Here is a 26583-nt window from a genome sequence, read left to right as displayed (position 1 = left end):
GGTTATCCTTAACCCCCTGTTGATTGAATCGCCCGCCATCCATCTTCACTCAGGATGGATGGGGGAGGATCTGAACTATCTCAAACGCACCGGAACCACTTCGGTATCACAATCTGCGCCGTTGCAGGCCTCGATGATGACATAGAGATCTTCGGGAAGGCTGTCGATCAACTCGTCCACATCATATTCGTAGTTGTCGTCGTCTTCACAGACCATCTCCAGATTGTTGTCGAACCAGCAATCCTCTTCATTGCGGTCGTCATGATCGCAGCGACCATACTCACCACACCAGACATAGTAGAAACGAATGTCGTTGTCTTCGTCCAGGTTGCTGTTTACGCTGAGCCAGAAATAGGCGTTGTAGCCGCTGGCATTGTCATCGTCGACTTCCCAGACCAGCTCGAACTCACCGTTGTTGATCGCAGAGTCGATGGTTACCCGGCCATCTTCCAGTTCAGATGAAGAGCCGTTGATTCTGAACTCTTCGACCTCCACATCATCACCGCCTCCGTTACAGCCGGCAACGAGGAGTGTGAATGTGGCCATTGAGGCAAGAATCAGATTTTTGAGCATAGTGTTTTCCTCCTTCCGTGGTTAGCAATGACAAAAATAGCGTTATATCAAACTATCCCACTCAGTGATTGTGGGCGTCAAGCTGCATATTGTATCGATTTGTAGCAGCTGTCCTTAAAATCACTTTCGAATTCTGCGACTTACCTGTCATGATTTGCAGAATGACATCGGCGCTGATGGTTCCGTTCCCGTACCATAGAGTGACAAGCTGAGCGCGGATTTTCTGTCACAGCATAAACAGCAGAATCAAGCCACCCAGTATGAAGCGATAGATGACGAACGGCGTCATACCGATATTCTCGATGAAGCGCAGAAAGTAGTGGATACAGAGGTAGGCGGTGATGAACGCCAGACCGGCGCCGAGGCTGATTGAGAGCCAGTCCACCTCCGCCTCGCTCTGCAGTAGATCGAGTCCCAGCAGTCCGCCGGACATCAGGATGGTTGGTATGGAGATCAGAAAAGAGAAGCGGGATGCCGCTTCACGGGTCAGTCCGAGGAACAGCCCGGCGGTCATGGTGGAGCCGGAGCGGGAGGTACCCGGAATGATCGCCACGGCCTGGAACAGGCCGATCACCAGGGCGTCGCTCCAGCGCAGGGAGTACTCGTCCCGGTGGCGTTTGCCGAACTGGTCCGCCAGCAGCAGTAACACGCCAAAGCCGATGGTGGTGATGGCGATGACCAGCGGAGAGCGCAGATCAGTCTCCACCAGGGATTTCATCAGCAAACCGAACAGCCCAACCGGAATGGTGGCGATGACGATCATCCAGCCAAGCCGTGACTCCCTGGAGCGGGCGGACGGGTTGATCCAGGAGCGGAAAAAATCCCGGGTTATGGAGATCACCTGGTGACGGAAATAGCCGATTACCGCCGCCAGGGTTCCCACATGCACGGCCACGTCGAAGGCCAGTCCCTGGTCGGCATAGCCGGCCACCCTGGGCGCCAGGATCAGATGGGCCGAACTGGAGATCGGCAGAAATTCGGTCAGCCCCTGAACCGCGGCCAGGATGATGATTTGTAGGAGTTCCATGTCGATCGGTCCTGCTTATCGACGCCTAGGGGCAGCTGACTGTGAACACGAATCGAACCGGCACTAGTTGGACCAGGGATCGTTGAGCTGTTTCCGCTCCCATTCCAGTGCGGAGCTGGCGATTACGGAAAGATCGTCATATTTGGGTGACCAGCCGAGTACCTCTCGCACCTTCTCGGCGCCGGCAACAAGCTCCGGCGGATCACCGGCACGCCGCTCTGCCTCGATGATATTGAGTGGTGAACCGTTGGCCGCCTCCACCGATTTCAGCAGTTCCCGGACCGAGAAGCCGTGACCGTATCCGCAGTTGAGAATGGCGGAATCACCACCATTGCGCAGATAGTCCAGGGCCTTGACGTGGGCGGTGGCCAGGTCTTCCACATGGATGTAGTCGCGTACACCGGTACCGTCCGCTGTGGGGTAGTCGGTACCGAAGATATAGACCGCATCCCGTTTGCCCACCGCAGCCTCGCAGGCGACCTTGGTCAGCAGGGTGGCCTTCGGGGTCGACTGGCCGATTCGGCCCTCCAGATCGCAACCGGCCACATTGAAATAGCGCAGGGCGATATAGTTCATCTCGGTGGCCTGTGACAGATCGTGCAGCATCATCTCCGACATCAGCTTGGAGGTTCCGTAGGGGTTGATCGGGCTGGTGGGGGTGTCCTCATAGGCAACCCCTTTCTCCGGGATGCCATAGACCGCCGCGGTGGAGGAGAAGACAAAGTTCTTTACTCCCGCTTCAGCGCAGCACTGCAGCAGACTGCGGGTGTTGCAGGTGTTATTGGCGTAGTACTTGAGGGGATTCTCCACCGATTCCGGGACGATGGTGTGGGCGGCAAAGTGCATCACCGTATCGATCTCATGCTCCTCCAGGATGCGGCTGACCAGCTCCCGGTCGCCGGTATCACCCACCACCAGATCACCATACAGGACCGCCTGGCGGAAACCGGTGCAGAGGTTGTCCAGGGTTACCAGCCGTTCGCCCGCTTTGCCAAGTTGACGAGCGGTGTGACTGCCAATGTAGCCGGCGCCGCCGGTAACCAGAATTCCTTTTTTCGACATCAATGATTCCCCATGTTCAAGTGGTGTTCTGCTGATCACAAATCCGATGACATCGACAACCTGAAGCGTCGTTTGGTGTCATTCCATGCGGGCAGTTTTTTGTTGGGGTACATGATAACGATGGATGGAGCGTGAGTCATGCCCAGTTTGGGGGATGGGTGGATCCACTCGTTATTGGCCTCTTGTCGGAAAGTCCCTGTTTCGCCCTCCTGGGCGAGTCACTTTTCTTTTCTCGCCAAAAGAAAAGTAACCAAAAGAAACGGCGCCCGGCCGTCACGCCCCTTCGGGTCCGCTGCGATGCTCGGCAAAAACCGGCGTGCCTGAAACTCGCTGCGCTCAAACAGTCAGGCCCGCTGATCGGTTTTTGCCTGCGCTTCTCGCTCGTGCCGGAACGGGATTAAGAGGCGGTGGATTCTGGCTTGGGAGCCTGTGGAGGTTTGTGTTGTTTTAGTCCTCAAATGAACGCAAATAAGAGGCGCAAATTGTAGTAGCGTTTTTTGGGTTGGATTGGCGCCTTACAGTGAGTTGCGCTAGGAGCATTTTGCGGCCATCGGCGGTGATTGGCGTCCATTAGCGGCTTCTTTTAGTCTCATTTTTTACACGCTAGGGCCACACACAGGTGTAGGGTGGGGCCATGCCCCACCAAATAGGGTTGAGATGACGTCTTACAGTGATATGCACTAAGAACAATTTGCGGCCATTGGCGGTGATTGGCATCCATTCGCGGCCTATTTAATTCTCATTGTTTACACATTTGGGCCGCACAACTGCACTGGGACAAGCTCTGTTACTGGAGCCTGAACAGCTGCTGGGTATTGAGCCGGGTTTGTGCGGCGATCTCTTGGGCGGGCTGACTGCGCAGTTGGCTGAACAGTTCAAGAATCAGTGGCAGATAGGCGGGCTCGTTGCGTTCGCCTCGGTGCTGTGTGTCGGGTTGATCCGGTGAGTCGGTCTCGATCAGCAGGGACTCCAGAGGCAAGGATTTCACCAGATGTCTCAGACGTTTTGCCCGCTCATAGGTTACCGGTCCACCGAAGCTGAGGTAGAACCCCATCTCGATCAGTCGATGGGCCTGTTGCTCACTACCCGAGTAGCTGTGCAGCATGCCGCGCAGGCCCGGGAAGCGTCGCAGGGTATTGATCACCTCCTCCACGGAGCGGCGGGCGTGGATGATCACCGGCAGGTCGTATCGTCCGGCCAGTTCCAGCTGGGCTTCGAACAGCCTTTGCTGGCGCTCGGGTTGGGGATCCTCGATGTAGAAATCGAGTCCGCATTCGCCTACTGCTACCGGCTGTTCGGCGGCCAGCCACTCACTCAGTTGATCGATATGTTCATCCTGATGATCGGTCAGAAACATCGGATGCAGACCGTAGCTGGGATGGAGTCCCGGGTGGTCCAGGCAGAGTTGTTTGATTCGCGGCCACCAGGCCGCTTTGATTGCCGGGATGATCTGTTGTGTTACCCCGGCCTGCTCGGCGCGGCTCAGGGCTTGCTGCCGATCGACGTCGAAACTGGCGTCGTCGAAGTGGCAGTGGGCGTCGATCAGCTGCGGGTGAAGACCCATTGATCGTCCTTCGAGAGCTTTTTGTTGAAGCGGTAGCCATCCACATCGAAACCCTTGATATCCTCCGGATCGCTGAGTTGATTGTCGATGATGTAACGGCTCATCAAGCCCCGGGCCTTTTTCGCGAATACACCGATCATGCGGTAGCTGCCGTTCTTTCTCTCCTTGAACTGGGGGGTGATGATGCGGCCGTTCACCAGTTTGGGTTTGATCGATTTGAAATATTCGTTGGAGGCCAGGTTGACCAGGATGTCGTCCCCCTGAGCCTTCAGGTCCTTGTTGATCGATTTGGTGATCTGCTCGCCCCAGAAAGCGTACAGATCCTTGCCCTCCTCATTGGGCAGTTTGGTGCCCATCTCCAGCCGGTATGGCTGCATCAGATCGAGGGGTTTGAGTACCCCGTAGAGGCCTGAGAGTATGCGCAGGTGGCGTTGCGCGAATTCGAAGCCCTGTTCGTCCAGGGTCTCCGCATCGAGACCGGTATAGACATCCCCTTTCATCGCCAGTGCCGCCTGTTTGGCGTTCTTCATGTTGAAGGGGGTTTTCCAGTCGTGGTAACGATCGAAATTGAGCTCCGAGAGTTTGATGCTCAGATTCATCAGCTCCGCCAGATCCAGGGCCGAGTAGTTGCGCAGGTTGTCGATCAGCGCTTTTGACTGCTTGAGAAAGCGGGGCTTGGTATGGGTTTTGGTGACCGGTGGTGTCTCGTAATCAAGGGTTTTGGCGGGTGAAATTGCAATCAACATCTCTGAATCTCTTTAAGCTGCACGGGTTCCAGTCGGCTGGTGTGGATATCGGATCAATCATCGCCATACCCTGGGGGAATTACAACCGTTTCTGAGCAGGTTTATTCCTTAATCTTGCCTGCCGCCCATGATAGGCTTCGATCTCTTTCCAGCCGAATGGCTCATACTATGACTCAGAAAAACCAGGATCTGCTCGGACGACTGCTGCAGCTGGCGCAGGATCTGTATGCGGAAACCGCAGAGCTCTCGGAAACCGAGAGTGAGCTGCAGCTCTGGTACAACCGGGGTTACGCGGACGGCATGATCCGTCGGATCAGTGATCTGGGTTATGCCAGGCAGGTGGCTGAGGCTCTGGGCCCGGTGGGAGAGACTATCGGCGAAGAGCAGCGCTTGCTGCCCTGGGGCAAGGCCTATCGGCACGGCTTCGAGGTGGGTGAGCGGGAGACAATTGAGGTTCTGGGGGAGAAAAACGGGTGAAGATCGTCTCATTCAATACCAACGGCATACGTGCCAGAGAGCACCAACTGACGCAACTGAAGGCCAACTACGATCCGGATGTGATCGGGATTCAGGAGTCCAAGGTACAGGATGCCGATTTCCCACATGGGATGATCGATGCCCTCGACTATCAGGCGGCCTATCATGGCCAGAAGACCCACTATGGGGTGGCTCTGCTCTCCAAGTCGGCTCCCCTGGAGGTCAGCAAGGGGTTCCCCGGCGACGAAGAGGATGCGCAACGGCGCATGATCATCGGCCGATACGACTCTCCCAAGGGGCAGAGTTTCACCCTGCTCAACGGCTATTTTCCCCAGGGCGAGAGCCGCGATCATGAGCTGAAGTTTCCGGCCAAGCGGAAGTTTTACGCCGATCTGCTCGACTATCTGAACAACCAGCATGATCCATCCGAACCTTTGATGGTGATCGGTGACATGAATGTGGCGCCGCTGGATCTGGATATCGGGATCGGGCCGGACAATGCCAAACGCTGGCTGAAGACCGGCAAGTGCAGCTTTCTGCCGGAAGAGCGTGAATGGTTACAGGCACTTCTCGACTGGGGACTGGTGGACAGCTATCGCCAACTCAAACCGGAGGTGGATGACCGCTTCAGCTGGTTCGATTACCGCAGTCGGGGATTCGACCGGGAGCCAAAGCGCGGCTTGCGTATCGACCTGATGCTGGTGACCCAACCGCTGATGGCGTGTTGTACCGACGTGGGTATCGCCTACGACATCCGTGGCATGGAGAAACCCTCCGACCACTGTCCGGTGTGGGCCGAGTTCGACTTCTAGTGCCGACCGTCACGCTGCGATTCTATGAGGAGCTGAACGACTTTTTACCCAGCCCTCTGCGCAAGCGTGATATCGAGCGGGAGATCCAGCCCGGGGAGAGTCTGAAGCATCTGATCGAATCGATGGGGGTGCCCCATACGGAGATTGAGGTGGTGTTGGTGAACGGGATCTCGGTGGACCTTGGCCCACAACTTCAGGGCGGGGAGAGGATCAGTGTCTATCCCCAGTTCGAGTCCCTGGATGTCACCCCATTGCTGCGCCTGAGGGAGCGGCCGTTACGAACGACCAGGTTCGTCACCGATGCCCACCTGGGGAGACTGGCCCGCTATCTGAGGCTGTTGGGTTTCGATACCCTGTTCTTCAATGATATCGGCGATCAGAGGCTGGTGGAGATTTCAGTTTCGGAGAGACGGATCCTGCTGACCCGGGACCGGGCGCTGCTGATGCGCCGAACGATCACCCATGGTTGCTATGTGCATGCCATCGAGCCCTGGCTGCAGCTGGCCGAAGTGGTGGAGCGTTTGGATCTTACGGGTCAGATCCGGCCTTTCAGCCGCTGCATGGTCTGTAACGGCGCCATCGTTGCCATCCGCAAGGAGCACATCGAAGAGCCGCTGCCCGATCAGGTTATTCGCCAACATGATCAATTCTGGCGCTGCCGGGACTGCCGGAAAATCTACTGGCAGGGTAGTCACTACAGTAATCTGTTGAAATTGATTGCCGGGCTGGTTGCAGATAACGGGTCGTCTGGCGATGTGGTGTCATAACAGTGTGATTGATCTCCGGCACTCAGCTGTTTGACCGCTGTCAAAATTTATATCTCCGAGCGCATATTACTGCAGTAATAATCTGCACTCTCCACGCTTCTACGGCTATTATGTTTGTGGATGCAGGAACTTTAGGGAGCAAGAATCATGAACTTCGTGGCCAATAGATGGATCCCTTTGTTTGTGCTCACATTTACCCTGCTGGCCTGTGGTGGGAATGACGCTAACACCGATAGCAACGGCGGAGATACCACCAGCTCCTCCCTGAACTACAGCGGTGAGACCAAACAGGCTTCGATGACCAGTGAAAATATCAATCAGCTGGCGACAGCCGCCGCGTCCGGATCGAAACAGGCGATCAGCACCGACAGTGTTCCGGTGGTGAGCCAGCGCCCGGATTCACCGGTCAGCCAGGACCAGATCAATCAAGCCATGGCCCGGTTGGTGGGGAATCTGCTGAGCCGCGGACCTCTGCTGGCGGGTCGGGGTGAACCGGCGGCGAGAATCGAAGATCTCTCCAGCTCAGTCTGCAACAGCGGCTCGGTTGTGGTCGATTTCCCGGACTTCAGCTTGGAAGGGGATTGGCGTATTGTTTTCACCCAATGCAGCCGCGATACCACTTACGATGACGGTAGCTACTCAACCGTGTTTCACGGCACGGTGGAAGGGACTTACACCAAAGTCGGTATCGGCTATCGACTGACCCTCAACTACATACACTTCAGTGTCTCCATCAACCACCCGGGAGGCAGTTACAGTGACACCTTCAACATGCAGATGAGCTGTACCGCCGCCAACCAGGACGGTTCGGATGTTAGCTGCGAATACTACTCCGACTACCAGGGCTACGATAACCGGACCTATCGGGTGACTGAAGTCAGCGTCTCTGGCAATGGATCGTCAGGTTATCTGGTATCGGTGCGGGTCTACGATCCCGAACATGGTTATATCCATGTGACCACTGTAGTGCCCATGACCTTCGATTGCGAAACAGGACGTCCCAGTGCTGGCCGCATCCAGATTGAGGCAGCCAACGGAGTCACTGCCGTAATCGAATTCATCAGTTGCACTCAGTATGTCGTGACCTTCAATGGGGTGGCTGAGACGTATCATTGGCCTTAGGGATATGGATGGCACAGGGATAAACTTTTAATTTTGTTGAGATCACTGCTTTTCCATTGACTTCGAACTTAATGGTGATGAATGGCTGGTTACAGTTGATATCTCAGCCGATTTGGATTTGAGAGATGGAAAAGCCTTGTGCATCAAATGATGAGGGTCAGCAAAGCACACACCATCAACCTGTCAAATCGGCAGAGAGAGTAGCTCCCCTCTCCCCTTGCGGGAGAGGGGTCGGGGGAGAGGGGCTATCCCGGTAGCTGTGAACTCGTGTTCATTGATGGATTGCAATTGTTAAAAAACCAGTTCTAGACAACAGATCCAACCAGGGCACTGCCATCGTCAGTTAGGGCGGTGAGTTTCACCGGTACGATCCGGTTGACCAGTTCGCTGTCGGTCGCTGAGTCGATCTCCACGCGCAGGTAGTTAGGGGTGTATCCACCGAAACCCCGTTCCACTGAACCCTCCACCAGGATCGGCAGGGTCTTGCCCAGATAATCCTCCAGGGTTTGGCGTTTCATCTTTTCACCAAGCTGATGCAGGGCTTCGCTGCGCTGGCGCTTGAGTTCGCGGCTGACTGGGTCGGGCAGACCGGCGGCTTTGGTTCCCTGACGGGGGGAGTAGGCGAATATGTGGAGATGACCGAAGCCGATCTCTTCGACAAACTCCAGGGTCTGCTGCCACTCCGCTTCGCTCTCGCCGGGGAAACCGACAATGATGTCGGTGGTGACATTGAACGCTTCAAGTTTCTCCCTGGCCTGGATGATCAGTGCACGATACTCATCGCTGCGGCAGCGCCTCGCCATGCGTCTCAGGACAGAGTCGGCGCCGCTCTGTAGGGGAAGATGGAGGTGGGGCATCAGGCGTGGGTTTTCGAACAGGTCCCAGAATCCCGCTTGCAGATCCCAGGGCTCGATGGAGCCGAAGCGCAGTCGGGGGATTTCAGTATCTGCCAGTATCGCTTCAATCAACTGGACCAGATTGGTGTCGATGTCTGCACCGTATCCGCCGATGTGAACCCCGGTAATCACGACCTCCTGGATACCTTCGCCTTGCAGGCGATTGATCTCATCGACGATGTCCTCGATCGGGCGGCTGCGTTCTTCGCCCCTGGCCAGGGTCACGATGCAGAAGGTGCAGCGGTAGCGACAGCCGTCCTGCACCTTGATGAAGGCGCGTTGGCGTCCCCGCGCCAGGATGCCGCCGGCTTCCGCCTCCATGGCGGCTTCCGGCATCAGCTTCAGATCGAGTTTGTCGCTGACGATCTCCACCAGCCGGGCCTTGTCCCGGTTGTCCACCAGCAGATCGACCCCTTCCATCTTCATCGCCTGGTCCGGCTCCAGGGAGGCATAGCAGCCACTCACCACCAGCCGGGCATTGGGATTCAGCCGGCCGCTGCGACTCATCAGTTTCCTCGATTTACGCACCGCCTCCTGGGTCACCGCGCAGGTGTTCACCACCAGCAGATCCGCCTCTTCGGCCTGACCGGTGATGCGAAAGCCCCGAGCCTGAAACTCCCGGCTCCAGGTTTCGAGCTCCGCCTCGTTGAGACGGCAGCCCAGTGTTTTGAGATGAATGCGCATGATCAACTGGATTCTTTGAACGATGGGCAAAGGTAATGAGGATGGTGGGGTATTGCAACTCCAATCCGTCATAAAAGTTGCTTTGAGACTCGCGTTTTGAGTCTCAGTATCGGTTATAGTTCGGTCATGGAATGGTTTACACAGATATCTTCACCGCTTCAGGTACTGTTGATTCTCGGCTTGTCAGGGCTGCTGTTGCTCGGCTGGGTGCTCTACTGGCTGGCCCGGCTACTCGATACCCAGCAGCGGGAGCAGCAGGTCCGGGTCCACCACCAGCAGCAGCTTCAGGAGCAGTTGCATGAGATGGAGCGGCGTAATGCCAAGGAGCAGAGTGAACTGCGCGAGCTGCTGTCGGAACGGATCGCCAAGGGCATGTTGGCCCAGCAGAGGTTGATTCACGGCATGCAGCAGACCCAGCTCGAGCGTGCGGATAAGCTCAGCCAGCTGCTCGACCGGCGATTTGCCGATATCAAGGAGCATCTGGGGGGTGATGCGGGACGTCTGCGACTGGATCTGCTGGCCCAGTTTGAAAACCTGAAGAAGGTAGTGACCGACAATCTGGCCGACGGCCGCCTGCAGCAGCAGGAGAAGCTTGCCGAGCTGCGGGAGTCGATGACCCGCTCACTGGCTCATCAGCGTGAGGCTTTCGACGAGCGTCAGACCCAGAGCATGAGCAAACAGCATGAGACTCTGCAGTCGGGCATGGGGGAGGTGCGTAAGCAGGTTGCTGAAGCACTGACCCAGCATGCGGACAACCTGGGCAAGCGGGTCGAGGGGCTGACCGAGACCACCGATCAGCGCCTGAAGGAGATCAGTGGCCAGGTCGAGAAGCGTCTCAGTGAGGGTTTCGAGAAGACCACCGAGACCTTCAATCAGGTGCTCACCCATCTGACCCGCATCGACGAGGCGCAGAAGAAGATCACCGAGCTCTCCACCAATGTGGTCTCACTGCAGGAGGTGCTCTCGGACAAGCGTTCCAGAGGAGCCTTTGGTGAGGTGCAGTTGAGTGCGCTGGTGCGCAATGTGATGCCGGAGAGCGGCTTCTCGCTGCAACATACCCTGAGCAACGGTCGTCGCGCCGATTGTGTGCTGTTTCTGCCCGATCCCACCGGTAATGTGGCGATCGATGCGAAGTTTCCCCTGGAGTCCTATCAGAGAATGCTCGACGACCAGCTGCCCGAGTCGGATCGTAATCAGGCACAGCGGCAGTTCCGCATCGATATCCGCAAGCACATGGAGGATATCGCCTCGCGTTATATCATTCCGGGTGAAACCTCCGACGGTGCAGTGATGTTCATCCCGGCCGAGGCGGTGTTCGCTGAGATCCACGCCCGTTTCCCGGACCTGGTGGAAGAGGCGTTCCGCAAACGGGTCTGGCTGGTCTCGCCAACCACCATGATGGCGATACTGACCACGGCCAGGGCGGTGATGAAGGATGCAGCCACCCGCGAGCAGGTGCATATCATTCAGGATCATCTGCGCGCCCTGTCGAAGGATTTCGGCCGCTTCCAGAACCGTATGGACAATCTGGCCCGGCATATCGGACAGGCTCATCAGGATGTCAGTGATGTGAATATCTCCGCGCGTAAGATCAGCAACCGCTTCGAAAAGATCGAAAAGGTGGAGCTGGATGAAGAGGAGAGCCCCGACCTGCCGGTATTCCGCAAGGCTTCGTTACCATCGTCTGAGGAAGAGTGAATGATCTTTGTTCGCACATCAACACAAATAAGATTTGCGAATCAGTCGTTATTGCTGCGGCAGGGTGCAGTGCTGAGAGAAAATCACGTTGTTTGCACTGATTGACGTCCATTGACAGTTTGAATTTTATGGTCTAGATCATTGCGAACCCATTATCTTTCAGTCTAACCCGCACAAATCTTAAAGCCCCTCTCCCTTTACGGGAGAGGGGTTGGGGAGAGGGTGTACGCGAAGCGTTTCATGTGAGAGAAAGATAAAGCCGCTTTTACCCTTCATTCATTATCATATCGATTCATGGTGAAATGATGCGGTTGATTCTCCCCCTCTCCCCCGGCCCCTCTCCCGCAAGGGGAGAGGGGAGCTGTTCACCCCACTGGTCTGACTCACTGATGATATGTGACTCTGTCCAGCTTTAATTCCCTGCTGCACGATGCATTTCATGTCTCAACTCGCAATCTGCAAGAGAAACTAAGGACAACTCATTAACACAAATAAGATTTGCGAATCAGTCGTTATTGCTGCGGCAGGGTGCAGTGCTGAGAGAAAATCACGTTGTTTGCACTGATTGACGTCCATTGACAGTTTGAATTTTATGGTCTAGATCATTGCGAACCCATTATCTTTCAGTCTAACCCGCACAAATCTTAAAGCCCCTCTCCCTTTACGGGAGAGGGGTTGGGGAGAGGGTGTACGCGAAGCGTTTCATGTGAGAGAAAGATAAAGCCGCTTTTACCCTTCATTCATTATCATATCGATTCATGGTGAAATGATGCGGTTGATTCTCCCCCTCTCCCCCGGCCCCTCTCCCGCAAGGGGAGAGGGGAGCTGTTCACCCCACTGGTCTGACTCGCTGATGATATGTGACTCTGTCCAGCTTTAATCCCCTGCTGCACGATGCATTTCATGTCTCAACTCCCAATCTGCTAGAGAAACTAAAGACAACTCATCCGTTAGCTGCATATTCTTCGTATTTAACGGAGCAGCTGTGTGTCTATATATAGAATTCAGAGTTACTGCTAGTTGTTATTGTGCCTCTTTTCTGAAAATCCCTGTTTCGTCCTACTGGGCGAGTCACTTTTTTACGCCAACAGCAAAGTCACAAAATGAAAGGACGCCCGGCCGTCACGTTCCTGCGCTTCTCGCTCGTACCGGGACGGGGTTCAGAGGGAGTGGATTCTGGCTTGTGAGAATTTTTGTTGTTTGTCCGTTAGGGAATGCAAAAGTTGTGGATGATATTGAATGATCAGCCAGGCTCTGCTGAGTTATTTAGGGTGATTGGCGTCCATTGGCGGTGTGGTCATGTCGTGCAAGACCGTGCCAATACACAACAACCATTCGTGTTCATTCGCGGACTTAAATACAAACAAGCATTGGTTTATACTGCTTTCGCTGGTTTGTCAGCATCCTGCTTGCGGAAAGGGCTGAGCCCGACAAACGATCTCGATTAATTGAACGATTTCCTTGTGCCTATCTGCAAGCCAGGCCTGTCAACAAGGAGTTCGTTATGATCCAGTCACTCCCGGCGTTGCGTCGCCAGTTTGATTCTGAGCAGAAGCAGTTTCACGATTTTCCTGCGGATGACCCCCGCTGCCTGCAACCGCTCTCTCTTGATCAGTGTAAAAAGCAGGCCAAGCAACTGTTAAAAGCCCTCAATCAGGGCCAAGCCTGGTCACGAACCGCATCCCACCCCAAGGCGGAAAGTCTGCAGGCGGATCAGCTTAAACTGGCCGATGCTCAACTGATCATAGCCCGCGAGCAGGGCTTTCCATCCTGGCCCAAACTGAAACACCATGTGGAAGCAAGCGAAATGGCCGCCCGGGCGATCCAGAGTGGCCGCCCGGATCCCTTGGACGGTCAGCTGCGGACACTGCATATCCGCTGTGGCACCGATGTGATGTACAAGCTGGCTGTGGCGGGCTTCCGTGGTGACTTTCTCTGTTTTGCCGATCCCTATATCCAGGGGCCTGTGCCGGCTGAAACGGACCGGCAAAGGTTCATCGACATTCGCAGTAGCTTCATTGCGAACAGCAACTGGCGTCTGAAGCCCCAGGCGGTCAAGGATCTGACCGCCGATTATGATGCCCTGGAACAGATCGGGGATTACCAGCGGGTCTGCTTTTGGTTCGAGCACGATGCCTACGATGTCCTGGTCTTTAGCAAACTCCTGCATTTTCTACAGGATCGAACCAAGCGCCCTGAGCAGATGGCATTCATCTGCGTGGATCACTATCCCGGTGTGGCGCGGTTCAACGGGATCGGGCAGCTGCCGGTCGAAACCATGCCGCTGCTGTGGCAGCAGTTTACCCCCCTTGAGGAGCACCATATCGAGTTCGGCCGCCAGTGCTGGGAGGCCTATACCGCCCCAACCCCGGAGGCCTTGAGCCAAATCGTCAATCTGCAGGCTCCGGCTTTTCCGCAGATCCTGCCCGCCTTGAAACGGCACATCAAGGAGCTGCCTTGGCGTGCCGACGGTCTGTCGCTCTCAGAACGTCTGACGCTGCAGATTCTGCATGAGCAGGGCCCCCAGGATGGGGCAAAACTCTTCTATCATTGGTACACCTCCGTCTATGAACCCCTGGCCTTCATGGGTGACAGCAGTTACTGGAAGGTGTTGTCACATCTGGTTGAGGCCCGGCGCCCGGCTATCGAGCTGGTGAAGGGTTCTTCCAAACCAATTGACTGGCAGGTCTCACTGACCGGATTTGGGCGGAAACTGCTGGCTGGTGAGGGGCACTGGCAATCCCACAATGACTATGACGTCTGGTTTGGCGGGGTGCACAATCGTACCCCTGGCAAACTTTGGTACTGGGATGACGAAATTGGCCGGGTCATACAGGCGTAGCGCCGGGTGGTAATATTTCTCTGGTAACTGTCTGAAAACTGATTATGCTTCTGTGGAAGGAATAATAATCCGCAGCGCCAGGATGGAGCGCGTTCGCAACAAGAGAATAACTATCGATGGAATTGCTCAATGCCACCGGAATGCAAGCCGGCTATACCATGGGAACTCGTCCTGATGGGCGAGAGTTGCTGGTGGTGGCTGTCAAAGGCACTTTCAATATTCCACCGATTCGTCAGCAGGTAACTCTGGCAGATGAGCAGAAGGTCTTGATCGAAGCGGACAGCTTCACAGGTGAGCCCGGCTTTTCCGCACCGCTGTATGAAGTCGATTTCGCACCGGTGAAACCTATGTGTGATGTGCTGTTGAATGGCAGCGCCTATGCGCCTGGTGGTAAAGCTGTTACACGGGTGGAAGTGACACTCAGAGTCGGATCGATGTTCAAGTCGTTTGCCGTTACCGGCAACAGGACATGGGAGGCCGGTAAACTGGCCATCAGCCCAGGTTACCCCGGTTTGTTTGAAACGATGCCGATCAGCTATGACTGCGCCTTTGGCGGGGTGGACAACTTTCATGAAAATGAACGCAAGCACTCAGCCTGGATGGCCAACCCAGTAGGTTGTGGATACCACAAGCAACTGGCTCAGGAACTGGTCGACGGCTCACCGATGCCCAATACAGAAGAGTTGAGGCGTCCGATTACCATGCCTAACGGTACCTATGCGCCGATGGCTTTCGGTCCTCTGGGGCGAGGCTGGGATCCAAGAATGCAGCTTGCCGGCACCTACGATCAGGAGTGGATCGATACGAACTTTCCCTTCCTGCCACCGGATTTCAAAGAGGCTTACTATCAGGCTGCTCCGGTTGATCAGCAGATCCCCTATCTGCGGGGTGGTGAACGGGTATTTCTTGAGAATCTGACGCCTGAGGGGCAGACCTCATTCGATCTGCCGCAAATTGAAATGCCAGTGGTCTTTTTCTACAAAAATGGAGAGCAGTTGCAGCAACGTGCCGTCATCGACACGCTTGTGCTGGAGCCGGATGAAGGGGTGTTCACACTGACTTGGCGGGCTGCACTGCCGCTTAAGAAGAGTATGTTTGAGATCAGTCAGGTTTTGGCCGGCAGAAAACCCCGTGGATGGTGGCGTGCCCGGAGACTGGGTAAAACCTATTACCCGTCACTCGCCGATCTGGTTGCCGATAAACAGGCGACAGGGGAAGCATGATGGGGTTGCCGTTAGCGATTACTGCCACAGGCTTGGTCACAGGGGTGGGGCTGAATGCGGCTGCTAGCTGTGCGGCGATTCGTTGTGCAATCGACAATTTTCAAGAGACAGGTTTCATGGATCGCGGCGGAGAAACGATTCTCGGCTGTGAGGTGCCGCTTGAAAAGCCCTGGCGTGGAAAAACCAAGCTGATCAAGATGGCGGCTGCCGCAATCAACGAAATCATTCGGGCTAAACCTGAAGTGAATTTGGCAGAGACGCCACTGCTGCTTTGCCTTGCTGAACACAGCAGGCCCGGTCGTCTTATCGATAACGATGCTCAGTTTTTTCTCAATCTTCAACAGGAGTTGGGGATTGAGTTCAGTGATCAATCCCTGGTGATCGCGGCAGGTCACGTGTCAGTCGCCGTTGCCTTCAAGCATGCCCGGGAAATGATATACCAACAGGGTGTGAAACAGGTTCTGGTGGCAGCCAGTGATACGATGCTGGTTGCAAAATCTCTGGCTCATTACGAAGCACAGCAGCGATTGTTGACCAGTGAAAACTCAAATGGCTTTCTGCCTGGTGAGGCTGGTGCTGCATTGCTGATTGAATCTGCCCGGAATCATCCTGGCGGTGTACTCAAATGTGAAGGGCTTGGGTTCGCTGTGGAGTCAGCTCATGTGGACTCTGAAGAGCCATTGAGGGCTGAGGGATTGACTGCCGCAATCAAGGCTTCATTGAGCGATGCCGGGTGTGAAATGGGTGATCTGGATTTCCGTATCACCGATGTTTCCGGTGAACAGTACTATTTCAAAGAGGCAAGCTTGGCGCTGAGTCGTACATTGCGCAGCCGTAAGGATAAATTTGATATCTGGCATCCGGCAGACTGTATTGGTGAGGTCGGGGCCGCTCAAGGCTTGATCATGTTGTCTGTTCTGAAGGCTGCCTGTGAAAAGGAGTATTCGCTGGGAGACCGGATGTTTGCGCAAATGAGTAACGATGACGGAAAACGTTCATCGATGGTCTTTGCCTGGTCTAAGGAGAGTTAAGCGAATGGCTAATGAAGTGTTTGCCAACGGGCGTGAAATATCATGTAAAGCAGGGGATGCAAAGTCGATTTGTGAGTTTCCCGATGTCTGCTTCACTCCACCGCAAACACCTGCAACGCCACCCGGTGTTCCCATCCCCTATCCGAATACAGGGATGTCCAAGGACACCACAAAAGGGACCAAAAAGGTCAAAATCTCCAAGAAGGAGATTATGCTTAAAAACAAGTCGTACTATAAGAAGTCGATGGGTGATGAGGCTGGGTGTGCACCTAAAAAAGGCATAATCTCCAGCACCAACCGAGGTAAGGTTTATTTCATATCCTGGTCATTCGATGTGAAGTTCGAAGGTAAGAACGTAGATCGACAACTGGATATGACAACCCATAACCATAATCCAGCCGTGGGCACCGGGAGTGTGCCGACTGTGGATGTGGATGGCATGGCTGTTGCGGCGCCTGCTGCTGATGAGAAGTGTACATTAAAGCCATACAAGGATGGTTGTGATGGGGGCAAAACACCGCACCATTGTGTTCCTGATCACTGTTTCAAGGAGAAGGGGAAAAAGGGTGAATATTATCCCGGGGCCGTGAAACACTCTGAGGGACTCTGTATCTGTGTATCCGGATCGACCAAATCCACGACACCATCCGGTGGTACAACCAGGAAAAAGGATCACGCCAGTGAAGATAAGTTTGTGGCCGCGCTGGCTGAGCATGGCCGGATTCACCATAAGTTTGATAAATTGGAGAGAGAGCTGGGGAATAAGGGAGATCCCAAAAATACGGCAACGATCGGTGACCTTGAGGATAAGGCGGCTGAGGTTATCGCAGAGGTAACCGGTTGCGACAAAGACAATCTTAAAAAGCAGATGCGGGATTATCATGAAGGCAAGGGCGTCGGCGACTCAACCAAGTTGCGGGCGGATCCGTTTGGCAGACGTAAGAATCCGCCGAAAAATGTGATGGGTACAGGTGTTACACCTGCCACTAGTATCGGTCGATAATTATTAAATAGAGTTAACAGGGTATGTCTGAATTAAAACCTGAACCTGTATATTTCGTGGATGGATGTGTTATCGAGCATGATCTTATCTATTGTGCAGCAAAACTGAAAAGTGTTGACCCCAATGAATATGATTTCTCAAGGGTGTTCTACCAAGATCGTGAAAACTGGATTCACCATGATTTGAACTGGGATGTTGTTTCCTGTTGTCTACTGCCAGAGAGTGGTGGAGTGAGAAGGAAATACTGCGCGCTTTCCATGCAGGGTGATGTGGAACTGGATTACCCAGGTGGGCCGGATGTTGAGAAGATCGAAGGTGCGGGTACCTATGAAGGCGTGGGCGCTGTCAAGCAGATCAAGGAGATTGCTGGAACCCTCTATGTCTGCGGTGACCAGGGGCAGGTGTATAAGAGGAGTGCACCTGACAAGTGGGTGCATATGGATGATGGTTTGCTGGATACCAACATATCGGCAACCGCCCTCGACTTGAACGGTATCGATGGTAACCATGAACATGATGTCTACGTGGTTGGCTATCATGGCAGAATTTTTCATCGCAATGCCGCTGGCTGGAGTGAGCTTGATTCACCGACCAATCTGCATCTGGAGCGTGTCTGCTGTGTCTCCGAGGAGGAGGTCTACATCTGTGGAAATGAGGGGACGTTGCTGAAGGGTAATGTGGATGGATTTTCAGTTCACCGGCTGGATGACTTTAAAGAGCACTTCTGGGATGTCGAATGGTTTGATGGCAAACTGTATATTGCCTCCCTGGTTGGATTGTTTGTGTTTGACGGTGAGGAGATCGTAGCGGTCGAGACCGGTTTGGATCCGGACATTGGTGGTTACAGGCTGGATGCCAGAGATGGAGTATTGTGGTCATTCGGCGTCGATGATCTGGCCTTCTTTGACGGTAAAAAGTGGCATCGGGTTGTTCATCCGGATAATCAGTAGAGACTAATCCTGATTGTTCATCACTCTCTCCCAGAAGCTGCCCCAGAAACCCTTCTGCTCCTCGATGCGATCCAGGCGTCGCTCTATGGCGTTCATTCTGTCGTGAATCTCGGTGTCGAGCTGTAGCAACTGACCGGCGGTTGCCGTGCCGTGTTGCTGCAAGACCAGCTGCTCCAGATATTGGGCAATCGACAGACCTTCCCGTTCGGCTCCGGCAACGATCGCGGCTTTCACATCATCCGACATCCCTTCCAGATGCCAGGGATTGTCCGCTTTTTTCTTTGCGCTGGGTTTCGCTTTCTGCTGCACTGCTGGTGCTTTGGGTTTCTGTTTTTTCACCGTCGGTTTCTTCTTCTGTTTGTGTTTCAGGGTGATCGGTTTCTGCGGCAGCGCCGAGTAGTCCCGTTTCGGGCGCTTAGGGGGTTTGCTGGGTATGCTGGAGGAGGAGCTGGTGTTGTCGGGTGTTGTGTCTGTCATGGTCTTGACTGCGCCGCAGAATCGGTGGTGATTAATTCCATTCGGTTCCCATTCAATGGCGCTGGGTGAGAGAGGCCATTCCGCCGGGGTTGGCTGAAGTTTAGCGGAAACTGGAGCAGGGGGGCTAAAAAATTATCGCTGAGTTGTCAGATATCCAGGTTCAGGATTCAGCTTTGACTGACCGACTGGCGCAGTCGTCACCTCAACAGCAGACCTGAGTGGAGAGAATTTGGATGGCTCAGAGGGTCACAGATTGGTGCTGACAAACGGCTTTGTTTGGCACCGCTTCCGTGTCCGTTGACTCCTCAGGTGACCAGCTTGATCAGGACGGAAACCATCCAGATTCCGGCGATGGCCAGGATCAGTGTGTCAATGGAGAGAATGTCGCGAATTGGCGTTTTCATGGTGTTACCTCTATTACTGCTATCGGTATACCGGTACTGGGTTGTGTCAGAACCTGTGATTTCTTGAGTTAAAATCGACTCTGTTGGTTCCCTGTTTCAAAACACCCTGGCGAGCTGTCCTTAGGAGTCCGGGGATCGGCCGTCAATTTCAGCATGACGCTTACCCTCTGTATCGGCAAGATATAGAGCTCATTAATCTCTGGCATTGAAAAATATCAATTGAGCGCTCTTTAGAATCGGCTCAGCCTATGTGGCCCAGATTTTGTGGGACTTGTCACAGTGGGGATAAGAATTTAAAGTGGAGCAGGGAGTTGGCCAGACAGTCGCTGGATACCGCTCGCGGTAGACAGAGGAAAGTCCGGGCTCCGGCGGGCAGGGTGCCAGGTAACGCCTGGGAGGCGGAAGCCTACGGAAAGTGCCACAGAAAATATACCGCCAGCGGTTCTGCTGCTGGTAAGGGTGAAATGGTGCGGTAAGAGCGCACCGCATCCCTGGCAACAGGGGTGGCAGGGTAAACCCCACCCGGAGCAAGACCAAATAGAGGAACAGGCCGGTCTTTGACTGAGCCAAGCGCGCCCCCGCTGTTCCTGGGTAGGTTGCTTGAGGTGTGCGGCGACGCACATCCCAGATGAATGGCTGTCCTTGACAGAACCCGGCTTATCGGCCGACTCCCTCCACTTTGCACCACACGCCCCGTTCCTGGGGCTATATTTCTTAACATTTTACTTTAGGTTTGCTGGGCAGGCTTCTGTATTTCCAGTGGATATTTTTTGCTTTCAATCCACTTTGCTTGGTGTATGTAAACCACTGACCCTAAACGAATTTTTACACTATTCACCTTGACAGAGGGTGAGGGTGGGTCCTAATATGGAGAAAGGTGGATTAATGTGGGAAAAAAGGGAAATAACGCCGGCAGAGGGGCAACGATTTGTTTCGAGGGATTTCATCGCTCAATTTGGATACGAAAGGGCGGCTTGCGATACCAACCCGGTATCGGGAGCAACTCGTGGATGTGTGCGCCTCCGAATTAGTGATAACCGCCGATATGGATCACTGTCTGCTGATCTACCCCAAACCCACATGGCTTGAAATCGAAAAGAAGCTGGTGGCCATGCCGACCTTCGATGCGGCTGCGCGAAATATGCAGCGTCTCTATATCGGTAGTGCTGCTGAATTGGACATGGATGGACAGGGCCGGATTCTTCTGCCCCCGGCATTGCGCAAGTTTGCCGGGCTCGACAAGAAGGTCGCCCTGGTCGGTCAGATGAATAAATTTGAGTTATGGGATGAAGAGACCTGGATGTCCAAGCAGGAGGACTGGCTGAAGAGCGTGGATCTGACGGATCTCAATTTACCGCCAGAGTTCAAGTCCCTTTCAATCTGATGGCGCAGGAACATCTTTCGGTACTGTTGCAGGCCTCCGTTGAGGCGCTGAAGGTTGAGCCGATGGGCATCTATATCGATGCCACATTCGGGCGGGGTGGCCATAGTCGGCTGATCCTCGATGGATTGGGTGAGCAGGGGCGATTGATCGGGATCGACAGGGATCCTCAGGCCGTGGCTCATGGTGAGCAATTGTTTGCACAAGATGACCGCTTTCAAATGGTACAGGAGAACTTTGCCATGCTTGCGGAGGTCGCTGAACAACAGGGTGTCGCGGGACAGGTGAATGGGATCTTACTCGATCTCGGGGTCTCCTCACCCCAGTTGGATCAGGCGCAGCGCGGCTTCAGTTTCATCCAGGATGGTCCTTTGGATATGCGAATGGATCCGAGTCGTGGGGTATCGGCGGCGGAGTGGCTGGCGAAAGCTGAGAGTCGGGAGATTGCTCAGGTGCTGAAAACCTATGGTGAGGAGCGCCATGCCAAGCGCATCGCCCGTGCCCTTGTCGAGGCAAGGGTGGAGCAGCCGATCGAGACCACCGGTCGCCTGGCGGAGCTGGTGAGCCAGGCCAATCCTGCCTGGGAGAAAGGCAAGCATCCGGCAACCCGGAGTTTTCAGGCGATCCGTATTTTTATTAATGGTGAACTCGACGCATTGAGGGAGACCCTTGATGGTGTCATTGATGTATTGGCCCCGGGGGGCAGGTTGGCAGTGATCAGTTTTCACTCTTTGGAGGACCGCATCGTCAAGCGGTTCATGAGGGACCAGGCCAAAGGCGACCCATTTCCTCCGGGTGTGCCGGTGACTGACGATCAGCGGCAGCCCAGATTGCGTCTGGTGGGCAAGGCGATAACTCCTGATGAAGCTGAGACCGGCGCCAATCCAAGGGCGCGCAGTGCAGTATTGCGTGTTGCGGAGAGGTGTCTGTGAGCGTCAGTGGAAAAGTGCTCTTTTCACTGCTGCTGCTGGCAGTGCTGATATCGGCAATCGGGGTTGTCTATAGCAAGTATCTCAGCAGAAAACACTTTGTCGCCTTGCAGGAGTTGCAGGCGGAACAGGAGCGCATTGGTGTTGAGTGGGGCAGATTGCAGCTAGAGGAGAGCACCCTGGCAACCCACTCGGTGGTTGAACGCAAAGCGCGTGACGGTTTGAAGATGCATCTGCCCGACTTTACCGAAATCGTAGTCATCAAACATTGAACATGGCCAACCGGAAGAAAAAAAAGGCACAGCAGGCGGAGATCATCCGGCAACCGAGCTATCGGGCCCGGCGCTATACTGTGCTTGCAGTGATGGCTCTGGCCTATGTCTCGCTGATCTGGCAGTCGGTGGATCGGCAGGTCTTCGAGACCGCTTTTCTTCAGGAGCAGGGAGAGCGTCGCTATCTGCGTACCATGAAGGTCAGCGCCAGTCGGGGCATGATCACCGATCGCAACGGTGAGCCGCTGTCGATCAGTACACCGGTCAAGAGTGTGGTGGCCAATCCACGGGTGGTGAAGAGCGATAACCAGACCATCGGTGCGCTCGCCTCAATTCTCGATCTGAATCCGGACCGTCTGCGTCGTCAGCTCTCCAGTGATCGCAGCTTCGTCTATCTGAAACGTCGCATCAATCCGGATCAGGCTGAAAAGGTCGCAGCGCTTGAGATCAAGGGTCTGGATCTGCTGTCAGAGTATCGTCGCTTCTATCCCAGCGGTGAAGTGATGTCGCACATCGTCGGTTTCACCAATATCGATGATCAGGGCCAGGAGGGGATGGAGTTGGCCTATGACCAGTGGCTCAGTGGTACCCCGGGGGCCAAGCGGGTGATCAAGGATGGCAGTGGTCGGGTGGTCAATCAGGTGGAGAATATCCAGAGCCCCGCTCCAGGTAAGGATCTGACCCTGAGTATCGATCGCCGACTGCAGTTCCTCGCCTATCGGGAGCTCAAGGCGGCGGTGGCCAAACATCGCGCCCGATCCGGTTCTGTGGTGATCCTCGATGCGCAGAATGGTGAGATTCTGGCGATGGTCAACAGCCCCGCCTACAATCCCAATGACCTGCAGGATCGCCGTTCAAGCAAGCTGCGCAATCGCTCGGTGACCGATGTCTTCGAACCAGGCTCCACGATTAAGCCTTTTGCGGTGGCTGCGGCAATGGAGCAGGGTAAATTCAGGCCGACCACACCGATCGATGTCTCGCCCGGTTATATGAAGGTGGGTCGTTATCTGGTGCGGGATCATCGTAACTACGGGATGATCGATGTGGCCACGGTGCTGCGTAAATCAAGTAACGTGGGCGCCAGCAAGATTGCCCTGTCGATGCCGCCGGAAACCCTCTGGCAGCTCTATACCAAGCTGGGATTTGGCTCCAGTCCTGAGTCGCTGTTTCCGGGAGAGTCGAGCGGACGTCTGCCCCATTTTTCCGATTGGTCTTCGTTTGAGCAGGCCACCCTTTCCTTTGGTTATGGCCTCTCGGTCACTCCGTTGCAGCTGGCCCGAGCCTATGCAGTGCTGGCCAATCACGGTGAGCGGTTGCCGGTCTCTCTGCTCAAGCAGGATCAACAGCCCGTCGGTGAGCGGGTATTGCGCCAGAGTACCGCAAGAAGTGTGGTCGCGATGCTGGAATCGGTGGTCAGCCGTGACGGATCGGCCCCGCTGGCGGCGGTGCCCGGCTACCGGGTTGCCGGTAAAACCGGTACCGCCAAGAAATCGGTCGCCGGTGGCTATGCGGAAGATAAGTATCTCTCCCTGTTTGTCGGTATGGCTCCGGCCACCCGGCCACGCCTGGTGATGGCGGTGTTTATCGACGAACCCGGGGGCGAGGAGTATTACGGAGGTGTGGTTGCCGGTCCGGTCTTTTCCAAAGTGATGAGCGGTGCTCTGCGGTTGATGAATATCCCGCCGGACAAGCCCTGGCATGACGATAAGCTGATGGCCCGACTCGGAGAGCAGGAATGATGACGGCCAGAGAGATTACTGAGACGCACTGGCTCTCCGCATTGCTGACTGGTCTAGCGGATCTGCCGTCGCAGCAGGATCGGCAGATCGGCGGGCTCTGTCTGGACAGCCGCAAACTGGTTGAGGGGGATCTGTTCCTGGCTTGTGCCGGAACCCGTCAGCATGGTCTGGTGTATGCCGAGCAGGCGATCGCCAAGGGTGCCGAAGCGATTGTTTGGGAACCGGATGGTGGTGAGGGTGATCGCCTGGCCGGAGAGTTGCAGAATCCCTCTCTGCCGCTGATCGAGGTTGCCAATCTTACCCGCTCTCTCAGCGAGATCGCCGGTCGTTTTTATGACCACCCCAGCCGGGCAATGAGCCTCTACGGAATAACCGGTACCAACGGCAAGACCAGCATCTGTCAGCTGCTGGCGCAGGCGCTGGAAAGCGAACACCCCTGTGGCATGGTGGGTACCCTGGGTGCCGGCCTGCCCGGACAGCTGGAAACCACCGGTATGACAACTCCGGATGCGGTGAGTGTGCAGCAGATCCTCTTCCGGCTTCTGGGGCAGGGTGCCAAATCGGTGGCGATGGAGGTCTCATCCCACGCGCTGGACCAGTACCGGGTGGATGGGGTGGTCTTCGATTGTGCCATCTTCACCAACCTCAGTCGCGACCATTTTGACTATCACGGCAGCCTGGAGAACTACGGCAATGCCAAGCGCCGGCTGTTTCAACTGCCCGGGCTCGGTGGTGCAGTAATCAATCTGGATGACCCCTTCGGTCGCCAGCTGGCTGAATCCCTCTGCCAGAGGATGCCTGTCTATGGATACAGCATCGAACCCGACACTGCTCTGCCGGACGGAGTACAGGGCTGGGTTCGGGCAACCAGTCTGCGGGCTACCGGTGGTGGCTTGAGTCTCTCGGTTTCAACCCCGGCTGGGGAGAGTCGCTTTGAGAGTGGCCTGTTGGGGCGCTTCAATGGCGCCAATCTGCTGGCTGTGTTGAGTGTGCTGTTGATCAATGGCTGGACGCTTGAGCGGGCGGTTGAGGTATTGGCGAAGCTCTCCACCGTGCCCGGCCGTATGGAGCGCTTTGGCGATTCCGGCAGACCAACCGTGGTGGTCGATTATGCGCATACTCCGGATGCCCTGGAGAAGGCTCTTCAGTCACTGCGGTTGCACTGCACCGGTCGCTTGATTGTCGTCTTCGGCTGCGGCGGTGACAGGGACCACGGCAAGCGTCCGATGATGGGTGAAGTGGCCGCAAGGGAAGCTGACCTCTGTTATCTGACCGATGACAATCCACGCAGTGAATCGAGCGCCGAGATCATCAAGCAGATTCTTGCCGGCATGCCCAATGCGGATGAAGTTGAGGTGGAAGCCGATCGGGGTAAGGCGATCCGACAGGCGGTCTCCGCCGCCAGACCCGGTGACCTGGTGCTGGTGGCGGGCAAGGGGCATGAGGATTATCAGTTGGTGGCGGACCAGATTTTGCACTTCGACGATCGGGAAGTGGTCCAGGCGGCCCTTGCCGGGTGGCAGGAGGGGGCGATATGAACAGTCTCAGCCTTGCTGAAGTGGCGCAGGAACTGGAAGCCGTGCATCAGGGTGCCAATGTGCATTTTCATTCGGTCAGCACCGATACCAGGACGATTCAGCCTGGCGATCTGTTTGTCGCCTTGAGCGGCCCCAATTTCGATGGCCACCGGTTTATCGGTCAGGCGATGGAGAAGGGGGCGGTGGCTGCCATGGTCAGCGAGCTGCAGGCTGGTGAGTTTCCGCAGCTACAGGTGACCGATACCCGCATTGGCCTGGGACGTCTGGCCGCTTTCTGGCGTGACCGAGTCGAGGTGCCGATTGTCGCCATCACCGGCAGTAACGGTAAAACCACCGTCAAAGAGCTGCTCGCTTCCATTCTTGGGATCCGGGGTAGTGTGCTGGCCACCCGAGGCAACCTGAACAATGAGATCGGGCTGCCTTTGACCTTGTTACGGCTGCAGGATGAGCAGTGTGCGGTAATCGAGATGGGCGCCAACCACCCCGGCGAGATCGGTTATCTGAGTCAGATCACCCGTCCCGATGTGGCGTTGATCAACAACGCGGGGGCAGCCCATCTTGAAGGTTTCGGGGATCTGAACGGCGTGGCTCACGCCAAAGGTGAGATCCTCAGTGGTTTGAGACCCACAGGTATCGGGGTGCTGAATGCGGATGATCGCTTTTTTCCGCTCTGGCGGGAGCTGTGCGGTGAGCGCCAGATGATCTCTTTCGGTACTTCGCCCAAGGCGGATGTGCAGAGCGATCTGAGTCAGGCCGGGATGCGCTGGTCAGAGCAGGGATTCCAGAATCATATGCAGGTCAGTTATCGGGGTGAGCAGTTTTCGGTGCAGCTCTCACTGGCCGGTCGGCATAACCTGATGAATGCTCTGGCGGCGATCGCTGGGGCATTGGCGATGGAGTGTGACATCGAACAGATTCAGATGGGATTGGCCGGGGTACAGGCCGTGGCAGGGCGTCTGCGCCTGCACCACACCGCCGCCGGCTATCGATTGATCGATGACAGTTATAACGCCAATCCGGACTCTGTCGATGCGGCGATCGAAGTGCTGAGTGGCGCCACGGGTACCCGCTATCTGGTGCTCGGGGACCTGGCAGAGCTGGGTGATGAAGCCGAGGCCTTGCATGCCGGTATCGGTGAGCGGGCCAGACAAGCGGGTCTGGAGCATCTCTTCTCCCTGGGTGAGTTGAGTCGCGGGGCGGTGCAGAGTTTCGGTGATGGAGGGAAGGCCTTTACCGAACTGGATCAGTTGGTGGATGCATTGCATGCAGCAGCCCGAAGTGGGGATGCGGTGCTGGTCAAGGGGTCTCGTAGTGCGGGCATGGACCGGGTGGTTGAGCGTTTGATGTCCGAGGGGAGGGGCTGACT

At 55.5% G+C, this 26583-nt stretch carries 23 protein-coding genes and 1 other RNA gene; 17 read left to right on the top strand and 7 right to left on the bottom strand.

Translation table 11 applies throughout. From position 1 onward, the window contains the following. Positions 1-75: 75 nt before the first annotated feature. The 5 genes from A3193_RS11990 to yaaA all read right to left on the bottom strand — a co-directional run bounded on the left by A3193_RS11990 (position 76) and on the right by yaaA (position 4972). Complete coding sequence (locus A3193_RS11990) at positions 76-573, bottom strand: hypothetical protein (protein WP_069004004.1); 498 nt, start codon at positions 571-573, stop codon at positions 76-78. A gap of 226 nt (positions 574-799) precedes the next feature. Beyond that, positions 800-1600: an undecaprenyl-diphosphate phosphatase gene (locus A3193_RS11985; RefSeq protein WP_069004006.1), complete on the bottom strand. Its 801-nt coding sequence runs from the start codon at positions 1598-1600 to the stop codon at positions 800-802. A 63-nt stretch (positions 1601-1663) separates the two neighbouring features. Continuing rightward, positions 1664-2662 carry a UDP-glucose 4-epimerase GalE gene (gene galE, locus A3193_RS11980; RefSeq protein ID WP_069004008.1) on the bottom strand — a complete coding sequence of 333 codons (999 nt, stop codon included), beginning with the start codon at positions 2660-2662 and terminating at the stop codon, positions 1664-1666. A 787-nt stretch (positions 2663-3449) separates the two neighbouring features. Next, the gene (locus A3193_RS11975; RefSeq protein WP_069004010.1) at positions 3450-4226 is read right to left on the bottom strand and encodes a TatD family hydrolase; all 777 of its coding nucleotides are present in this window, start codon (positions 4224-4226) and stop codon (positions 3450-3452) included. Then, positions 4205-4972: a peroxide stress protein YaaA gene (gene yaaA / locus A3193_RS11970; protein WP_069014966.1), complete on the bottom strand. Its 768-nt coding sequence runs from the start codon at positions 4970-4972 to the stop codon at positions 4205-4207. Before yaaA ends, A3193_RS11975 begins: the two co-directional genes overlap by 22 nt. 168 nt (positions 4973-5140) lie before the next feature. Between yaaA and A3193_RS11965 the strand changes: the two genes are divergently transcribed. From A3193_RS11965 to A3193_RS11950, 4 genes are all read left to right on the top strand, one after another. Beyond that, on the top strand, positions 5141-5449 hold the full coding sequence (locus tag A3193_RS11965; protein WP_069014965.1) for a hypothetical protein: 309 nt from the start codon (positions 5141-5143) through the stop codon (positions 5447-5449). Beyond that, the gene (gene xthA, locus A3193_RS11960; RefSeq protein ID WP_069014964.1) at positions 5446-6261 is read left to right on the top strand and encodes an exodeoxyribonuclease III; all 816 of its coding nucleotides are present in this window, start codon (positions 5446-5448) and stop codon (positions 6259-6261) included. The genes A3193_RS11965 and xthA overlap by 4 nt, the downstream gene beginning before the upstream one ends. Continuing rightward, positions 6261-7028: a Mut7-C RNAse domain-containing protein gene (locus A3193_RS11955; protein ID WP_069014963.1), complete on the top strand. Its 768-nt coding sequence runs from the start codon at positions 6261-6263 to the stop codon at positions 7026-7028. The genes xthA and A3193_RS11955 overlap by 1 nt, the downstream gene beginning before the upstream one ends. A gap of 147 nt (positions 7029-7175) precedes the next feature. Beyond that, positions 7176-8150 (top strand): hypothetical protein, encoded by a 975-nt coding sequence (locus tag A3193_RS11950; RefSeq protein ID WP_069004020.1) that lies wholly within the window; start codon positions 7176-7178, stop codon positions 8148-8150. A 305-nt stretch (positions 8151-8455) separates the two neighbouring features. Here A3193_RS11950 and mtaB read toward each other — a convergent pair whose 3' ends face one another. After that, the gene (gene mtaB, locus A3193_RS11945; protein WP_069014962.1) at positions 8456-9730 is read right to left on the bottom strand and encodes a tRNA (N(6)-L-threonylcarbamoyladenosine(37)-C(2))-methylthiotransferase MtaB; all 1275 of its coding nucleotides are present in this window, start codon (positions 9728-9730) and stop codon (positions 8456-8458) included. A gap of 126 nt (positions 9731-9856) precedes the next feature. On the opposite strand from mtaB, the gene A3193_RS11940 reads away from it, so the two are divergent. From A3193_RS11940 to A3193_RS11915, 6 genes are all read left to right on the top strand, one after another. Further along, complete coding sequence (locus A3193_RS11940; RefSeq protein ID WP_069015475.1) at positions 9857-11428, top strand: DNA recombination protein RmuC; 1572 nt, start codon at positions 9857-9859, stop codon at positions 11426-11428. Between the two features lie 1504 nt (positions 11429-12932). Next, positions 12933-14270, top strand: coding sequence for a DUF1835 domain-containing protein (locus A3193_RS11935; protein WP_069014961.1), 1338 nt, complete (start codon positions 12933-12935; stop codon positions 14268-14270). 116 nt (positions 14271-14386) lie between these two features. After that, on the top strand, positions 14387-15493 hold the full coding sequence (locus A3193_RS11930; protein WP_069006320.1) for a DUF2169 family type VI secretion system accessory protein: 1107 nt from the start codon (positions 14387-14389) through the stop codon (positions 15491-15493). Next, positions 15493-16524, top strand: a complete 1032-nt coding sequence (locus A3193_RS11925; protein WP_139117063.1) for a hypothetical protein — start codon at positions 15493-15495, stop codon at positions 16522-16524. The genes A3193_RS11930 and A3193_RS11925 overlap by 1 nt, the downstream gene beginning before the upstream one ends. A gap of 4 nt (positions 16525-16528) precedes the next feature. Continuing rightward, positions 16529-17527, top strand: a complete 999-nt coding sequence (locus A3193_RS20965; protein WP_071934331.1) for a PAAR-like domain-containing protein — start codon at positions 16529-16531, stop codon at positions 17525-17527. 230 nt (positions 17528-17757) lie between these two features. Then, the gene (locus A3193_RS11915) at positions 17758-18477 is read left to right on the top strand and encodes a hypothetical protein (protein WP_141694545.1); all 720 of its coding nucleotides are present in this window, start codon (positions 17758-17760) and stop codon (positions 18475-18477) included. 3 nt (positions 18478-18480) lie between these two features. Here the strand turns inward: A3193_RS11915 and A3193_RS11910 are convergent, their stop codons facing one another. Then, entirely contained in the window at positions 18481-18954 is a 474-nt protein-coding gene (locus tag A3193_RS11910; protein ID WP_069014959.1) for a hypothetical protein, read from the bottom strand. Between the two features lie 711 nt (positions 18955-19665). On the opposite strand from A3193_RS11910, the gene rnpB reads away from it, so the two are divergent. The 7 genes from rnpB (at position 19666) to A3193_RS11875 (ending at position 26581) form a co-directional block, all read left to right on the top strand. After that, positions 19666-20034, top strand: an RNA gene (rnpB, locus tag A3193_RS11905) — RNase P RNA component class A. A gap of 252 nt (positions 20035-20286) precedes the next feature. After that, positions 20287-20742 (top strand): division/cell wall cluster transcriptional repressor MraZ, encoded by a 456-nt coding sequence (gene mraZ, locus A3193_RS11900; protein WP_069006315.1) that lies wholly within the window; start codon positions 20287-20289, stop codon positions 20740-20742. After that, on the top strand, positions 20742-21671 hold the full coding sequence (gene rsmH / locus A3193_RS11895) for a 16S rRNA (cytosine(1402)-N(4))-methyltransferase RsmH (RefSeq protein WP_069006314.1): 930 nt from the start codon (positions 20742-20744) through the stop codon (positions 21669-21671). The genes mraZ and rsmH overlap by 1 nt, the downstream gene beginning before the upstream one ends. Continuing rightward, the gene (ftsL, locus tag A3193_RS11890) at positions 21668-21940 is read left to right on the top strand and encodes a cell division protein FtsL (protein ID WP_069006313.1); all 273 of its coding nucleotides are present in this window, start codon (positions 21668-21670) and stop codon (positions 21938-21940) included. Before rsmH ends, ftsL begins: the two co-directional genes overlap by 4 nt. A 2-nt stretch (positions 21941-21942) precedes the next feature. Continuing rightward, positions 21943-23679, top strand: coding sequence for a peptidoglycan D,D-transpeptidase FtsI family protein (locus A3193_RS11885; RefSeq protein WP_069014958.1), 1737 nt, complete (start codon positions 21943-21945; stop codon positions 23677-23679). After that, the gene (locus A3193_RS11880) at positions 23676-25217 is read left to right on the top strand and encodes a UDP-N-acetylmuramoyl-L-alanyl-D-glutamate--2,6-diaminopimelate ligase (protein ID WP_069014957.1); all 1542 of its coding nucleotides are present in this window, start codon (positions 23676-23678) and stop codon (positions 25215-25217) included. The genes A3193_RS11885 and A3193_RS11880 overlap by 4 nt, the downstream gene beginning before the upstream one ends. Beyond that, positions 25214-26581 carry a UDP-N-acetylmuramoyl-tripeptide--D-alanyl-D-alanine ligase gene (locus A3193_RS11875; RefSeq protein WP_069014956.1) on the top strand — a complete coding sequence of 456 codons (1368 nt, stop codon included), beginning with the start codon at positions 25214-25216 and terminating at the stop codon, positions 26579-26581. Before A3193_RS11880 ends, A3193_RS11875 begins: the two co-directional genes overlap by 4 nt. The last annotated feature ends 2 nt before the right edge of the window (positions 26582-26583 follow it).

It is taken from the genome of Candidatus Thiodiazotropha endoloripes, assembly GCF_001708965.1.
Taxonomy (GTDB): domain Bacteria; phylum Pseudomonadota; class Gammaproteobacteria; order Chromatiales; family Chromatiaceae; genus Thiodiazotropha; species Thiodiazotropha endoloripes.
This window is presented reverse-complemented; position numbering and strand designations above follow the sequence as displayed.

Excerpts from the sequence above, each read along its gene's own strand:
- A3193_RS11925 (WP_139117063.1), top strand. The coding sequence starts at position 15,493 with ATGGGGTTGCCGTTAGCGATTACTGCCACAGGCTTGGTCACAGGGGTG.
- A3193_RS11880 (WP_069014957.1), top strand. The coding sequence starts at position 23,676 with ATGATGACGGCCAGAGAGATTACTGAGACGCACTGGCTCTCCGCATTG.
- A3193_RS11990 (WP_069004004.1), bottom strand. The coding sequence starts at position 573 with ATGCTCAAAAATCTGATTCTTGCCTCAATGGCCACATTCACACTCCTC.
- A3193_RS11965 (WP_069014965.1), top strand. The coding sequence starts at position 5,141 with ATGACTCAGAAAAACCAGGATCTGCTCGGACGACTGCTGCAGCTGGCG.
- A3193_RS11930 (WP_069006320.1), top strand. The coding sequence starts at position 14,387 with ATGGAATTGCTCAATGCCACCGGAATGCAAGCCGGCTATACCATGGGA.
- A3193_RS11985 (WP_069004006.1), bottom strand. The coding sequence starts at position 1,600 with ATGGAACTCCTACAAATCATCATCCTGGCCGCGGTTCAGGGGCTGACC.
- mtaB (WP_069014962.1), bottom strand. The coding sequence starts at position 9,730 with ATGCGCATTCATCTCAAAACACTGGGCTGCCGTCTCAACGAGGCGGAG.
- A3193_RS20965 (WP_071934331.1), top strand. The coding sequence starts at position 16,529 with ATGGCTAATGAAGTGTTTGCCAACGGGCGTGAAATATCATGTAAAGCA.
- galE (WP_069004008.1), bottom strand. The coding sequence starts at position 2,662 with ATGTCGAAAAAAGGAATTCTGGTTACCGGCGGCGCCGGCTACATTGGC.
- A3193_RS11935 (WP_069014961.1), top strand. The coding sequence starts at position 12,933 with ATGATCCAGTCACTCCCGGCGTTGCGTCGCCAGTTTGATTCTGAGCAG.
- yaaA (WP_069014966.1), bottom strand. The coding sequence starts at position 4,972 with ATGTTGATTGCAATTTCACCCGCCAAAACCCTTGATTACGAGACACCA.
- A3193_RS11950 (WP_069004020.1), top strand. The coding sequence starts at position 7,176 with ATGAACTTCGTGGCCAATAGATGGATCCCTTTGTTTGTGCTCACATTT.
- A3193_RS11885 (WP_069014958.1), top strand. The coding sequence starts at position 21,943 with ATGGCCAACCGGAAGAAAAAAAAGGCACAGCAGGCGGAGATCATCCGG.
- A3193_RS11910 (WP_069014959.1), bottom strand. The coding sequence starts at position 18,954 with ATGACAGACACAACACCCGACAACACCAGCTCCTCCTCCAGCATACCC.
- A3193_RS11975 (WP_069004010.1), bottom strand. The coding sequence starts at position 4,226 with ATGGGTCTTCACCCGCAGCTGATCGACGCCCACTGCCACTTCGACGAC.
- rsmH (WP_069006314.1), top strand. The coding sequence starts at position 20,742 with ATGGCGCAGGAACATCTTTCGGTACTGTTGCAGGCCTCCGTTGAGGCG.
- A3193_RS11875 (WP_069014956.1), top strand. The coding sequence starts at position 25,214 with ATGAACAGTCTCAGCCTTGCTGAAGTGGCGCAGGAACTGGAAGCCGTG.
- A3193_RS11940 (WP_069015475.1), top strand. The coding sequence starts at position 9,857 with ATGGAATGGTTTACACAGATATCTTCACCGCTTCAGGTACTGTTGATT.